At 58.2% G+C, this 14,163-nt stretch carries 12 protein-coding genes and 1 pseudogene; 4 read left to right on the plus strand and 9 right to left on the minus strand.

Features of this window, described 5'->3' with window-relative positions; translation table 11 throughout:
• Positions 1-272: 272 nt before the first annotated feature.
• The gene (locus tag BW940_RS18835) at positions 273-653 is read right to left on the minus strand and encodes a DUF433 domain-containing protein (protein WP_076610728.1); all 381 of its coding nucleotides are present in this window, start codon (positions 651-653) and stop codon (positions 273-275) included.
• Positions 646-966, minus strand: coding sequence for a DUF7342 family protein (locus BW940_RS18840; RefSeq protein WP_076610729.1), 321 nt, complete (start codon positions 964-966; stop codon positions 646-648). Before BW940_RS18840 ends, BW940_RS18835 begins: the two co-directional genes overlap by 8 nt.
• 302 nt (positions 967-1,268) lie before the next feature.
• On the opposite strand from BW940_RS18840, the gene BW940_RS21605 reads away from it, so the two are divergent.
• Positions 1,269-1,442, plus strand: a complete 174-nt coding sequence (locus tag BW940_RS21605; protein ID WP_159440194.1) for a hypothetical protein — start codon at positions 1,269-1,271, stop codon at positions 1,440-1,442.
• Positions 1,443-1,451: 9 nt separating this feature from the next.
• On the opposite strand, the gene BW940_RS18845 is transcribed toward BW940_RS21605, so the two are convergent.
• Entirely contained in the window at positions 1,452-2,213 is a 762-nt protein-coding gene (locus BW940_RS18845; protein ID WP_076610730.1) for a recombinase family protein, read from the minus strand.
• Positions 2,214-2,511: 298 nt separating this feature from the next.
• Between BW940_RS18845 and BW940_RS18850 the strand changes: the two genes are divergently transcribed.
• Genes BW940_RS18850 through BW940_RS18860 form a run of 3 tightly spaced genes read left to right on the plus strand, consistent with a single transcriptional unit; the run spans position 2,512 to position 5,552 of the window.
• Positions 2,512-2,895, plus strand: a complete 384-nt coding sequence (locus BW940_RS18850; RefSeq protein ID WP_076610731.1) for a histone-like protein — start codon at positions 2,512-2,514, stop codon at positions 2,893-2,895.
• Positions 2,885-4,375, plus strand: a complete 1,491-nt coding sequence (locus tag BW940_RS18855; RefSeq protein ID WP_143823949.1) for a hypothetical protein — start codon at positions 2,885-2,887, stop codon at positions 4,373-4,375. The genes BW940_RS18850 and BW940_RS18855 overlap by 11 nt, the downstream gene beginning before the upstream one ends.
• Positions 4,359-5,552, plus strand: coding sequence for a hypothetical protein (locus tag BW940_RS18860; RefSeq protein ID WP_076610733.1), 1,194 nt, complete (start codon positions 4,359-4,361; stop codon positions 5,550-5,552). The genes BW940_RS18855 and BW940_RS18860 overlap by 17 nt, the downstream gene beginning before the upstream one ends.
• 296 nt (positions 5,553-5,848) lie before the next feature.
• Here BW940_RS18860 and BW940_RS18865 read toward each other — a convergent pair whose 3' ends face one another.
• The 6 genes and pseudogenes from BW940_RS18865 to BW940_RS21245 form a co-directional block, all read right to left on the minus strand.
• Positions 5,849-6,436: a rhomboid family intramembrane serine protease gene (locus tag BW940_RS18865; protein WP_143823950.1), complete on the minus strand. Its 588-nt coding sequence runs from the start codon at positions 6,434-6,436 to the stop codon at positions 5,849-5,851.
• A gap of 431 nt (positions 6,437-6,867) precedes the next feature.
• Positions 6,868-7,266, minus strand: coding sequence for a hypothetical protein (locus BW940_RS18870; protein ID WP_076610735.1), 399 nt, complete (start codon positions 7,264-7,266; stop codon positions 6,868-6,870).
• A gap of 107 nt (positions 7,267-7,373) precedes the next feature.
• Entirely contained in the window at positions 7,374-10,037 is a 2,664-nt protein-coding gene (locus BW940_RS18875; RefSeq protein ID WP_076610736.1) for a DUF1156 domain-containing protein, read from the minus strand.
• 3 nt (positions 10,038-10,040) lie between these two features.
• Positions 10,041-10,931: an alkaline phosphatase gene (locus tag BW940_RS18880; RefSeq protein WP_076610737.1), complete on the minus strand. Its 891-nt coding sequence runs from the start codon at positions 10,929-10,931 to the stop codon at positions 10,041-10,043.
• Complete coding sequence (locus BW940_RS18885; RefSeq protein ID WP_076610738.1) at positions 10,915-13,446, minus strand: DUF499 domain-containing protein; 2,532 nt, start codon at positions 13,444-13,446, stop codon at positions 10,915-10,917. The genes BW940_RS18880 and BW940_RS18885 overlap by 17 nt, the downstream gene beginning before the upstream one ends.
• A 570-nt stretch (positions 13,447-14,016) precedes the next feature.
• Positions 14,017-14,163, minus strand: a pseudogene (locus tag BW940_RS21245) (ISH3 family transposase); the annotation flags it as partial.

A 14,163-nucleotide genomic window follows, 5' to 3' on the forward strand; every position in this document is an offset into this window, starting at 1 on the left:
TTTCTCCCTGTTTTTCATCGGAACTCGAGGGGGTGGTCACTCACGTTCAATGTGCAAGACCTTGCGGGAACGTGTGGAGCTAATCGCCAGATAGCAGAACTCGTGAAACGTACCCCGGCAATACGGGGCATACGAAACGAAATGGTCTGCAGCCCGCCACGCCGGCATTCAAGTTGAGAGCAACCGGAGGAATCAGGTGGGTGGTAGGGAGGTCACTCGCAGAAGGGATGGGACGATGACGGCACGGGACAGGAGGCCCGTACGCTCTACTCTTAGCAGTCACCGAACCTGTTGTCGCCGTAACCTCGCCAATCCTCGATCACCTCGCGGAGCGCCCGCCGGGCACGCGTCTGGAACGCCACCGGATCCGCCTTACCGGACGGATCCACGTCCGGCGGGTAGTCCTCCTCCACGGTCAACTCGTGCATCGCGTCCGCACGCCTCTGGATCAGCCTGTCCATCCAGTCCTCGTGGTTGGCGGCCCACGCCAACGCCGCCGTCACGTCCGCCACGTCCAGCCCGCGCTCGTCCGCGTACTCCTCGACGGATTGTGTCGAGCCACCCAGCTGTAGAACCACGGTCAGCACGGGGAGTCTCCGGCCAGCAATGCGTGGCTCCCCATCCATGGGTATCTCGACATGCGCGCTAACCATCGAGCACACCCTCGATCATCCCGCGCATATGCTGGTTCTGACGCCAGTAGTACGCGACGCGACGCCGTTCCCGCCGCTCACTCGCGTCCATCTCCGAGATAATGCCCTCCTCCAGTTCACGCGGGCCGTCGACATCGTACTCGTCGCACCATTCGCGTTCCTCCTCGTCCATCCGCGCGAGCTCCGCTCTGAGCTCCTTATCGGGCTGGTCGGCCAGTTCCTCGCGCTTCTCCTCGCGTAGTTTCTCTTCGTCATAGTCGGGAAGGGATAGTGGCTCCGTCTCTCCGTCGACATCCTCGATGTCCTCGAGCATACCTGCTACTACGCTCTGACGACACTTCGTTCCTATCAATAAAGTTATGGATAGCGGAGGGTAGCAACGGGAGCGTGGCCGCCCGCCGAACGCGGCGGACGGTCGATGACTCCACCTGAACCACCGCCGAAGCGGGCTTATCGGAGTGGGCGGCGAACCCCCATTAGGTGGTTCGCTGGCGTTCCTCCTGTGGCCCGTCCGGCACACGCGTTTCTCTCGTGAAACTCCAAAAACGCTGCCCCGAGGGCATTAACGCCGACTACACGCAGACATTTATCCGACAGGACAGGTGACGAGCAGGTATGGACGAACTCAACGAGATCAAGTCGAAACTCGCCATGGCCAGTTCAGGACTTCACAAAACCCTCGAAAACGCAGAAGACATCGAAGAAGTCGACGATGAAGCCCTCGACAACATCGAGACCGCCCGCGACGCCGCCCGCCGCGCACTCGAACTCATCGACGGTGATGAATAGGCCGCCGGGTCAGTCGTCAGCGCGGTCGATCTCGTCAAGGGCTGCATCCACGCGCTCGTCCTCGGCTTCCTCCTCAAGATACCACCGCCGCCGTTCGTCGTCCTTGTGAATGTTCATGAGTGTCTGCCGCGTGCAGTTTGGAATCTCTCGGGCGGCCTCACGATAGGACGCTCCATCCTCGATGGCCTCGAGTGCCCGGACGACGTCGAGGTAGCTAGTCTCACCCTCTTCGTAATCGGGAGAGAGGTTGGGGTGGAGGTAGCCCTCATCACTACGAGCAAAGCCGGTCGGCGTCTGGCCAAGCCACTTCCCTTCTCGCCGGGCGCGACGAAGGCCGGACTTGGTGCGGCGGATGATCTGCCTGCGTTCCTCAGTGTAGACCATCCCGACGACATCGGCGACGAACCGATTCGTGCCGTCGGGCTTGATCTTGTCCACCTTCCCGTTGGTGATGTGGACGGTGACGCCGTTGTCCTCGCACGCGTCGAAGAACTCCTGAATGATGGAGCCGCGCCGGCCGATGCGGCTGATCTCCCAGACCACGACGTGATCGAGTTCGCCGTTCTTGATGCGGTCGAGGAGTTCGAGGTAGTCTTCGCGGTCGCGCGTGCTCCCGCTGACATCAAGGTCAACGTAATTGGTGATCTCAGTGGGATCGATGGCGGTGTTCTCCTCAAGCCACCTGTCGAGGTCATGCATCTGGTGCGACTTCTCCTGCGTGTCGGTGCTGGCGCGAATGTACTTCGCGTAATCCTTGGTATCGTCAATCATACTTTGTGAGTGGTTAGGCGGGCCAGAGGGGTTGCCAGTTTACCGCAGAGGCTCCACTTAAAGAACCGCTCTCGCTTACAGGCCTGTAAACGAACATCCGTCCGTGCAACCACTCTATCCGGATCCAAGCTATCACCTCGGATAAACGCCGGCCCGGTGCAACCCCCAACCGCGACGAACGCGTGTCCGCGAACTCCGTTTTGAACCTCGGTCGCTAATCTGGAACGAGACCGGTCAGGAAGACGAACACTCTCCAACTGTAGAAAGGACTATTTGACCCCAATGACAGGTAGGAGTCATGGCTGTTGAGGGAGAGGACTCCGAACAAGCAGAAACAGAAGAAAACGATACCGAAGACATCGCACCCCCGGTCAAACCAACCTCACTGAAACGATTCGTCAAACAGCACTCCGATCTGAATGCAGGCGGTGATGCAGTCGACGAACTGCAACACCATCTCGAATTCGTCGCGGAGAGAATCTGGCTTGAAGCCAGCAAACACGCCGAGGACGACGGTCGCAAGACAGTGAAAGAACGCGACGTGCAACACGCTATTGACCAGTTCACGGAGCCTCACGATCTGATCAAGAAGACCACGGAGCAACTGGACTGGATGAAACGTAATCTCGATAGACAGGTTGAACAGTCCATCGTCTACGCCGAAGACAGATATGACGACTGACCAATTCCTCTTCAGGGACGGATACTCCATTCCAGAGAAAATCCGCCGAATTCCAACCGGGAGAATCACGGCGGAAACTCCTGAGATTGACTCTCGGCTCCAAGACCTCTCCCTGTCAGAGAACGAGGTCAGTCGGATGGGGAAGAACGACTTCTTCGACGAAGCCGAGGAACAACTCTCTACCTCGGCATACAGAAGCTTCGTCTCCAAACTCTTCGACAAGTACGGCGAGGAGGGTGACAAGTTCAACATGCAGCTCTTCGTCGCCGAGGAATCCCTCTCTCGCGAACATCTCGCACGCCGCGTCAATCAATACAACGAGGAACGGATTGACCGCGACTTCGACTCACTCGTTGAACCCATCGTCCTCACCAATCACGAAGAGAACTCCAACTCCATAGACCTACAGTTCCGAACAACGGCCCACCTTGAGGACATCAACCCGGACGACAAAATACCAATTCAGATCATCGACTCTGAGACCGGTAACACCGTGGATCGATACGGTGCAGACTACCACATCAAGGCCCCCGCCCGCTACCGAGTTGAGACACGGGTCTACACAGAAACCGGGCTCACCGCGGTGTCGAACTACTCCAAGATCAAGGACGGTCTGAAGACAGACATAGCTAAGACCGTCACCGAGATGGCCCGAAGTGGGGTGCAGACCGGCGTCGGAAGCACGCACCGGTTGGAAATGAACGAGACGGAGCTCCTACTCCTCCTGCAGGAGATGGAGGGTGACATCTCAGGACTCGGTTACACTCTTGAAATCGCCGGAGTGGACACGGCCGACTTCACCGGACAGCGGGACGAAGATATGGTTGACACCGAGGTTATCCGTGCTGCCGACGAGGCTGGCCAGATCAGAAAGATCAAATACTACGTCGATCATCCCGGCGCAGACCCAGATGACGAGCGCGACGTGATGCTCCGAATCTTCGACGACGGCCACCTCACCACGTCCAAACCGGTGCCCTCCGATCTCCTTGACGTCATCGTCCTCCAGATAAACACCATTCGGGGGTACGATGGATTCCTAACCCCACTGATCGAACTCATCTACTCCTACGTCGGCGCGAAGTTCCGCGGCAAGTCCTCGATGATGCGGAACTCCCACATCTCAAAGACCAACCTTGCATTCAACAATCTCATCGAGGAGTACTTCGAGAAGAACCAGACTCCGACAGAAGAGCTTCGCCTGTACAAGTCGATGATCGCTAACATCGGGATAAAGCTCTGCGACGAAGGCATTCCAAGAACCGCCGACATGGACGAGGTTTCCGAGGTGGACGACTTCTACGATCTTCAAGGCAAAATCGAGGAGTTCTTCCAAGACTACTCGCAACGGTCACTTGGAAAGACGAGCATCGATTACGATGAGCTGTCCAACCACCTAAACCACCTACTCCAACAAGACTGGGAGAGTCCAGTCGAAATCATCGAGTATGCGATAGACCTGTATGATCTTAGCCGATGAAGCCGATGTGCTAGAGGAAGCCTTCTTTCGGGCCGACGTGAGCGACGTCACTAGTCTCGAATTCCGGGAGCAAGACCTGATGGAATACGCCGACTTCCTCCACATAGAACGGGACATCATCCCCGACATCCGCCCGTACTTCTCCATCTCTGAAGATCAGCGGTGCGAGAAACACGGCATCGCGACTTCCTCGTGCGGCTGCGGCGAGTCAAGGCAAGTTCTAGCTTCGGTCTACCGACTTGACCCCGATTCCCTCATTGAGGACTGGGTTGACGCGGTGCGCAACAGATCCATCTTCGACTCCGTCGAACTGGAGCAGATCGACTCCACGAGATACATCCTGAATGCGTGGCTGGATCGAATCCAGATCACCTTCCATTGCTTCTTCAACAAGGATGAAATGGAGAGACACGATTTCGAGCCACAGGCGATGGAGTTCGGCGTCTCGTTCTTCGGCGATCAACTGGTGGTTGAACGGGAACACCGCTACTCGTGGCGTGAGTTCCTCAATGACGATTTCGAGGACAAAATCACGACGGACGTCAAACACCTGAAAGAGGCCATCGGATCCGATTTTTACGAGTACAACCCACTCGAGGACTTCCGTGACCGAGTACGGCAGAGTCTACGCGACTATTTCGAGGACTCGGGATACGAGGTGCGGCGTGAGGTGAGAGAAATATGTCCGGTGGAAACTACGCAGTACGACATCGACACGGGGAAGACCGACTTCGTGGCCCACCGCGACGGCTCGAAGTTCATCGTCTGTCACTGCGAGAAGACGCCGAGCTGGCACGTCCACCACTTCTCGAACGGTCGCATCAAGTCCGCTGAGCAGACTCCGATTATCGAGGATATGACGGAGAAGATTGAGTCCAAGATCAACACGTATCAGGACATCAGACTGAACAAACAGACCGCCTCGAGGTTTGTAACCGTTCTCGCTACGTTCTTCTCCATCGGTTTTGTTGTCCTCCTATTCGAGCGCCTCGGTCTGATCGCGTCCGTCCTGCAGGAACAGTTCCAAGTCGGCGGTAATCTGCAATTGATTGCGTTCCTCTTGCTCATCTTCAACGCCATCGCGGCTATCGCACTCGCCGCAGTTGTCACTCGCCCGTACGTCCGCGATTTCCGTTTCAGTTGGAAGATCGAACCTTTCGAGGCGGAACAGCGGTGAAGGACGGAGACTGAACGTGATCACCCGGCGCCAACCTACAAGTCGAGCAGCCATCTACGTCTACACGTGACCGACGACGAAGAGGAAGTCATCGAGGAACGCGCGCACCTGCTTGACAACGAGGAGAACCTCGAACAGATCGACGAACTGATCGACGATCTCTGACTTCGGCAACGTCCGTCGCCGGGATCACGGACACTCCACATGCGCCCTACTCAATGTCCCGGTCGCCGCTATACACTCAAGACCCGGCGCGCGACGCGATCGCCGGCAGAGCCAAGCCGATCACACTACCACTACGCGTCCACCAGTCCGTGTCTCATCGCCCGCCACGCGAACCACAACATCCCGAAAACTAGACCAAAAAAGTGAGAACCCACCGACACACCGTCCGGGCTAGATTCGAGGCCAGCAAAACGTTGGACGGTCGCCCACCCGTTCACGGTCAAGAACACGGTCGCCAACAACATTAGCACCGCGACGGCCACCTCCTGCCAGTCGAACTCGAAGTCGCTGAGATCCTCCAACTGTCCGCTGAAACCGACGAGAAGAGCGGGGATCGCGTAACTGGTCAGGGCCTTCGTCAGCCCGCTCGCTCCCTGAGACCAACCCCCGAGACCCCACAGAGGTGGAACATGGAGGGCGAGGTAGGGGATCAACACCGCGAAGGCAAGGAAAGGAATCGAATCCACCCGACGCTCCGCGTAGATGCCGAGCGGGATGAAGAACGCCATGTTGTTCCAGAAGTGTGACCACCCGGAGTGCATCCACGGAGAGAGGAAGAAGTACTTCGCCGTAGTGTCGGGGACGGGATCTAGAAGGTAGAGCCCAACCATCCAGACCGTCAGGAGAGCGGTCGCCCACGGCACGACATCTCGGTTCACTATCGGTGAGAGTACCGCAGAGTGACAAATATCCCCGGATCTCTCCACGAGGAGCACTTACCGCCGCAGAAGACGGATCCCACACCGTGTAACTCAACACGGTAGACTCGCCCCAATCGAAACTCGTCTTCCTCTATCTAGACGCGAACGGCCCCTGCTCACTGGAACAGCTCGCCGACGAACTGGACGCCAGCCTACTCACAACGCAGGGCATCATTAGTAACCACCGCGACCATTACAGGTTCCACTGGGATCAAGGCTACGCACACGGCGAGAGGTGTTGAAGCACGTCGAAATAGGGAGGCCGCACGTGCGGGAGAATTTTCCACGAGGTCGTTGGTTCGATTTGATTGCGGATGAACGACACCCGTCTTCTCAACCATTTCGTTCACCAGCGACCGGGAAGTTCTCCTCTAACGGTCGAAGGCTGCCTACGAGGTGACGTTGAGGTGGCTCGAGTACCAGCCTGCACCCTCTTGATCGAGTGCTCCGTGAAAGATCTTGTTCAGCCGGATGTCCACGTCGTCATCGGGGATAACCGGCTCATCCCAGAACTCGACGTCGTCGACGACGAATTGAACGCGCGGGTTCTGGTTCAGGAGATAGTTGACGCGTTCAGAGAGAAGACGGTGAAGATGGTCGCAGATTTCGTCGGCGTCATCGGCGCCTCGGAGATAGTCGTCGAGACCGTAGACGGTCACGTCGAAGGGGATGTCTCCCATGAAGTTGACCCGACGGAGAAACTCGACTATGCTCATCTCGGCGTCGAAGGTGTCTCCCTCGCCGACGACATCGCGCGAGACGACGTGGTATCCAATATCGAAGTTCATCTTATTGCTGTCAACTGAGTCGTTATATCACTTAAATCTCGGTTCTATGACCGCGGCGGGGTGTTGTCCGGCTGGGAGCAGCCCAGTCGGAGCTAACGATCACCGAGTTAGCTGAAATCCTGTAGGTCGAGCTGGGTATCGGAGCGCTCCTCGACGTAGTCCGCGATGTCGGCGTAGTCCTCGTCGTTCTCAATCTCTGCCAGCCGGCGCAGCGCCGCAATCGAACCCTCCGTCGTCCACTTCCCGAACTTCTGGGCGAGTTGGTCGGTCTCGAACAGGTACTTCAGGTAGTGGGCTTCGTCGACGGCGAGCGGGTCACGCTTTCCGTCGATGCGGTTGGCGCGTGCCTCGGGCGAGAGGATACGGAGTTGGTCGCCCTCCTGTTCGAGCAGCCCCTCGTTGACGAGTTCGGAGACGTCGACGCCGCGCGTCCGGAGGTCTTTGTTCAGCGCGTTGTACGAGACGGTGTCGCCGCGCCCGAGTACGTACGTGAGGTAGATGGCGCTGAGCGTGTCCATCTCGTCGCTCATGATCTGGACGCGTTCGGCCATCAACTGCTCGTCGACGATGTCCCGAATCGTTTCGAGCGCCTGCTCGACGGACATCTGCTCGCCGTCAGCCGTCACGTTCGGGTAATGCTCGGAGTACACTTCGAGGCACTTCCCCATCGTGACCGCGAACACGTCGCCCTGCGTGAGCCGTGACCCGCTCTCTTCGAGGCGGGTGATCTCCTCGCTGGCGCGGAAGTAGATGTCGTCCTCGAGAGATCGCCAGCTCACCTCTTCGGGATCGTCGTCGCGATCGCGGCAGACGACGATCATGTCGTATTCGATGTTGGCTTTGTCGTGGATGTGCGTGCTGCCGCGCATCTCGCCGCGAATCGGATACAGCGCGGTGACGTAGAACCCAGCGTCGAGAACCGACTGGAGGACGGTACTCCAGCCCTCAGTGGACTTGTGATGGTACGTGAACGCCATCACGCCATCGTCCTTCAGTTTCTGGTTGGACTGGTCGAAGACGTTGGTCAGGCCCGTGACGAAGTGTTCCTCGTCGCGGTAGGTGTCCACGCTGTCTTCGCCAGCTGGGTCGCTGACGACCTCACTGGCCTTCGGGGTGAGTTCAGCAGTGAAGTGGTCGTATTCGTCCTCAAGCACCTGCTTCAGCCAGACGTAGTAGAAGTCCGCCGTCTCCGAGTACATCACGTTGTCAAAGTACGGCGGGTCGGTGATGACCGCGTCCACGCTGTTGTCCTCGATAGGGAGGTACTCGGACGTTCCACATCGGAGGTGGACGTTGCCCTCCTCGCCGAGGTCGTTAGGATCGTCAACGCGGTGGCCTTCGATTTTGCCGATGCCGTCCTTCTGCTTCGTCTCCCCGTCCTCGACGTACTTCTCGTACGGGATCTGGCAGAACTCCTTTCCCGCACGCATCTTGTCGAATTCACCGGTGAACGCTCCACGGCCGTATTTTGTACCCCAGACGTTGTTCTCTACTGGGGTGTGCCTCGCCGTGATTGTGTGGCGTTTATAAATCCCGGTAAGTTTATTGTACGGTTTGTCATATTCACAGAAGACGTTGTTATACGCAAGCGAACTGGAGAACGCTAGCAGCAGGTACTCCTTGAGATTCTGATTTTCAATCTCATCTATTTCAGCCAGCAGTTTCGAAAGACAGAGCAACTGCCGGTCATTGAACATCTGGTCATACGTCTTGAAACCGTGTTTTCGAGCACGGTCGGAACTCCCTCGGTACCGTTCTGTGGTCGGGAATGGGAGGTCATCACGTTTGTCGTCTAGTTCATTTGATGCCTCTGCGAAGAGATTGCGGTCGAACTCTGTCGCCGGCTTGTATCCCTTCTCGTCCGCCTCTGGGCAGTAATACTCGACGGCATAGAGAGACTGATTGGCCTTTCCGAACCGCTCAACACTCTCGACAATAGACATCTCAGGATGCTCGTCGCAGTGTGGGCACGTGTAGGTTCCACGGCTCACGTTGCCCGCATCGTTGGGAACGTACTCGTGAGTACACTCGGGGCAAGTGGTCTCTGTGCGGTAGTCGTCGGTTTCAAAGACGTGCCAGCAGTCAGGACAGACCACGTTGTAATGGTCGTCCTTGGACGACCGAGCGTTAGCTAGTCGGTAGTCTTTGAATAGTGCGACATCTTCCCCGCAGTTCCGGCAAGGGAGTTCGTTGACCCAGAACTGATACATCGAGTCCGCGTAGTGGTCTTCGCCCTCGCAGTGCGGACATTCGGTACGGTAGTAGTCCTGAATCTCCTGTCCGACGCTCTCTTCAATCTCGTCCAGCGTAGCGTCAAGCTCGTCGAGATCGACCGGATCCACCTCTTTCTTCACGACGAACCACGCGACCGGGTTCAGTTCACTCCCGATAGCGTTACACCCCATCCGGATCGACTCGACGATGCTCGTCCCCCCTCCCATGAACGGGTCGAGGATGGTTTTCCCGTCGAAGTCGACGTCCTCTAGGTAGTATTCCCACAACGCGTCCGGATTCTCCCAGTCAATTTCAGGAAGGCCGTTGTCCTCGCCGAACGTGGACTGGCGCTCGCCGTCGACCGTCATCTCCTCGTCTGCGAGCGCGTAGAGGATCATCGTCCGGAACACCGACCCGAGGCGGCGTGCCCACCACTTGTGCATCGTGTAGACGGGCCGGTAGTAGCGTTTGGCGTGCGCTTCTTTTTCCGCGATTTCGTTCACTTGGTCGATGGGGAACGAGATTTCGAGAGGTCGACGGTCGTTGTCTTCTGACATAGATTACTGTGTGAAAGTGATTCGGGGGGTGATGCATTCGGGGAGACTGAGGCCGCCGTGGGTGAACGTCGAGTACTTGCCGCGCGCCGGCCACGTGTACCGACCGACTGGCATGTAGTACCCGTCCGCCTCAACGACGAGCCTTTCGCCGACGAGATCGTCCGCGTTTGTCTCGGCGACGCTCACGAACCGACCGCTGAACGTCTCCTGTAATCGGTTCTTCTGTGGCTCCGACACCGGGAACGTGTGACCTGCGTCCAGCCGCACGTACCCGTGGTCGGAACCGACGACGATTCGCTCGGCGTCAAGCTGATCGACGATCCGCTCGAACGTCCGCTCCGTCTTCTCGTACATCTCCTCGATGGAGGAGAGTTTCGTCTTCCCCTCCTGAATGTTCTCGAGGAGGGCGTCGGGGAACCGACACCACACGAGATCTTCGTCGCCGTCCAGCGACGGCTCGTCGCTCTTCACGGTGCCCGTCTTGTACTCCTTCTTGATGTCGGAGTACCCGACGCGTTCGCGGTACGGCGTCGTCTCCGACGGCACCGTCGAGAACGAGTAGTCGACCGATGGATCGTAGCCCTCGTCGACGAGGAAGTCCACGAACAGCCCGGCCTCGCGGACGCTCATCGCGTCCATCACGACGAACGCACCGTCGTCGGGAATGTCGAGTGAAGCGTCGGTCACACACCGGTCGGGCAAGACGTCTTCGTAGAACTCGGCGTAGACGTCAAGCAGGAGTTCCTCGTACTGAACCATCTGACTCTCCCGGTCGTAGTGGTTGCTCACCGATTCCGACGCGGGCGACCAGATACCCCACATCGCGTCCCACACACTCTCGACCGGGTCGTCGTCTTCGACCAGTCGGGTCAGTGCTTCAGTCCTGAACTTCACGCTCGATCACCACCGTTGCCTCGATGTGTTTCGCGCTGGGCAGCGCCTCGATGAGTTCGATGAGTTCCTCCTTCGAGAGGTCGTCAACGTCGTAGGAGAGGTCAACGTGCGTAACGGTGTCCGTGTCACCGTTGACCCGAGACTCGGCGTGGCTGCGGAGGACGCGCGCCGACGGGCCTTCGAGCGTGACACGCGTCTCTTCCGTCTGGCTTGCCACTGTCCCGCCACCACTAGTTCCGCCGGCAGTCCCACCCGAACTACCGCCGGACGACCCCCCGGACGTACCACCGACAGTCGATCCTCCACCACCGGTAGCACCGCCGGTCGAACTCGTCCCACCGTCATCGCCGGTGCTACCGCCACTAGAGCCGGTGTCAGTTTTTGTGTAGACGGCCTCGTCGAGGTTCTTCGGGCTGTGGATCGTCAGCCCGTCGCCGAGGTCGGGGAGTGGATCGTTCTTGTGGGCGGCGTAGAACTTCCCACGGTCGCCTTCCAGCACGACCTTCTCGTCGCGGTAGAGTTTGCTCAGCGCGGACGTGAACACACCCTTGTCGAGAATGACCGGCATCCGCCGGAACTGTCGGAAGTCGTTCAGCATCGAGTCGAGGGAGATGCCGTTCTCGGCGTCCTCGACCTCGTCGAGAATCTTCTCGCCGACGTAGGTCTTGTCGCGACCGACCTTGTCCTTCACGTCATCGACGTCTGCGATGACGGACTTCTTCCGCAGCCTGACGCCGCCGCGCGGGTCTTCGCTCCACTTGATCCAGTTCCCGTAGCGGTCTTCGAGTTCGTTACGGAGTTCCCGGCGTTCGTCCCGGATGATCTTCCCCAGCTCGCCCTGCTCGTCCTCGACTTTCCCTTGTAGGTTCTCGGCGCCGAGCACGCGTGCGGCCTTGCTGATGATGTCGTCGTCATCCCGAATCTCCTGTTTGGGCGCGACGAACAGCACCGTGTTCTGGTAAGTGCGGCCCTCGAAGAAGCTATCCAACTCGCTCCGGAGCGCGCCGTTTGACAGGTAATCGAGCATCACGACGACCTGAATCTCCTTGGACTCCGGGATGTCTTCGTCGGGGTACACGTGGACGTCCCCGTCCCAAACGTCGTCGCGGACGACTTCCATGAGTTTGGCTTCGATGTCGCTGTGGTCGCCGTCGAGAACGCGTTCCTGTTCGCGGGTAACGAGCGCGGTGAGTTTCGGATCTTCGGTAATGAAGTAGTTCTCCTTGGAACTGTCGCGGTCGAGGTAGTGCGCCGTCCCGTACAGGTTCCCGAGAGACATATCGAGTTTCGACACGGATGTCTTCTCGGGCTTGTACGTCCCGATCAGGCACTCCGTGATCGACGCTTCCTGCCGGCGCTCGTCGAGCGTGTATAGGTGGATGGTCTTCAGGAGGTCATCGCCGTAGTCAATTTCCGCGATGGCGTCGAGATCGGAGCGGTAGCGATTGAACAGCGTCTGATTGATGCCTCGGAACGCCGCCGCATTGATGTCCGAGGTGATGATGAGGTCGGTCTCGTCGTACAGCCGGCGTACTGTGTCGGCGAGCACGTTCATCGCCCCCCGCACGTTCTGGCGCTCGCGGCCGCCCTCGTAGAGGCTGTCGAGCAGGTCGAGCAGTTCGGGGTGGAACGGGTAGGTCTCGACCATCCGATTCTCGTACCGTTTCTCTTCTTCGATCTCGATGGGATAGGAGTAGTTGTCGACGTATTCGCGGACGACGTCGCGGACAGCACTCTCGTCGATGTCTTCGCGACGCGTCTCGAACAGGCGGTGGAGAATGATGCGTTCGCGGTCGCCCGTGGAGTTGAGGTCGACGGCGTATGGGCTGGTGCGGTTCAGGATGCGTTTGAGGTCTTCGCTCTTGTCTAGCAGCGTGACGAACGTAAACAGGTTGTAGTCGGGATCGTTCGCTACTTCGAAGAGGTTCTGGAGGAAGAACTCGTTGCGTTCGACGAGTTCCTCATCGGCGGTGTCGCTGAACGACTCCCACCACGTCTCGATCTCGTCGAAGAAGATGGCGACGGTCTCGTCGGCGGCGAGTTCCTCGATGTGGTCGGTCGTCGGGTAGCGGTTGATGTCGTCGAGGATGTCCTCGCGGCCGAGGTCTTCAAAGATGGGTTCCCAGATACGGTCGGCGTCTGTTTTGCTCGTAGAGAGGATTGACGCGTGCGCGGTAGTGGGGAGGTTGAGGGGGATGTCCCATTCGTCGAGCCAATCTTGAGCGAGTTCGGGACTGTCGAACAGGTGGTAGAGGGTGAGCAGACCATGGGACTTACCTGCACCGTACGGCCCAGAGAGGGTGATGCCACCTTGGGCGTCGCGGCCACGGAGCTTGTTGTCCACGTGGTCGAAAGCCGTCTGTAAGGCGTTCGAGGGATAGGTCATCGATAGCAGCCGACTCGAGTCGTTTTCGAGTCGGTCGTCGGATGACCCGACCTTGTGAGCTTGAAGCACCCCTTGGAACCGTCCCTCCACGACTTCGTCCCGAGGGGTAAGGAAATCCGAAACCTTCATGATATTCTCTACTCGGTTAGTGCCTCACTTGATATTTTCCACATTCGTACGCGCCCCTGCAGTACTGTTCGACCGTCTATCCACTTCTGGCAGCGATGAAAATAACCTATCGCGTTGTTTAGGCTTGGAATTAGTTTTATTCAGCCGAAAACCCGTTCTGATGTCGTCTACGGCGTATTTCGGCTCTTGGGCCCTGACACAGAGACAAGTCCATCGCTGACAGCTATTTTTGCGAGGTAGCTACCCGAGCAGTTCATCCACGGCGTCCTCCAGCTCGTCGTTCCCGTCAGCTTCGGCTTCGCCTTTACGCTGATCTTCGAGGCTCCCGAGACGGTCGCGGCCAACCTCAGTACCATATTCGGTACTTCCCGAACGTCGCTTCGTGAACTGTGCTGAGTCATGGACGAACGGAGTGAATGCCGGTGTGGTAACTGAGTGAACAGGAAGTAGAATCCACGCATGAGGAGAAGTGAAGTAAGAAGGCTGAAATACGCTGTTCTAGGTGAATGCTGTTGCTCACCAGGAGCTTGCCCAAGGCCGCGGGCTGGCGTCAGCCCGCGGCCGGCGCGGTCAGCCCGCGGCCGGCGCGTATGCTTCTGGCACACCTGTTCCGTTCATCTCTATCTCCCAACTCCGCTCTAGCTCTTCCTCTAATGCATGTCTGATCCAGTCAGAGAAGGTCTTGAACGTGAATTCCTCGGGCAGGTCGCGCCCGCC

Origin of the sequence: Natronorubrum thiooxidans (genome assembly GCF_900156475.1) — an archaeon.
Lineage (GTDB): Archaea > Halobacteriota > Halobacteria > Halobacteriales > Natrialbaceae > Natronorubrum > Natronorubrum thiooxidans.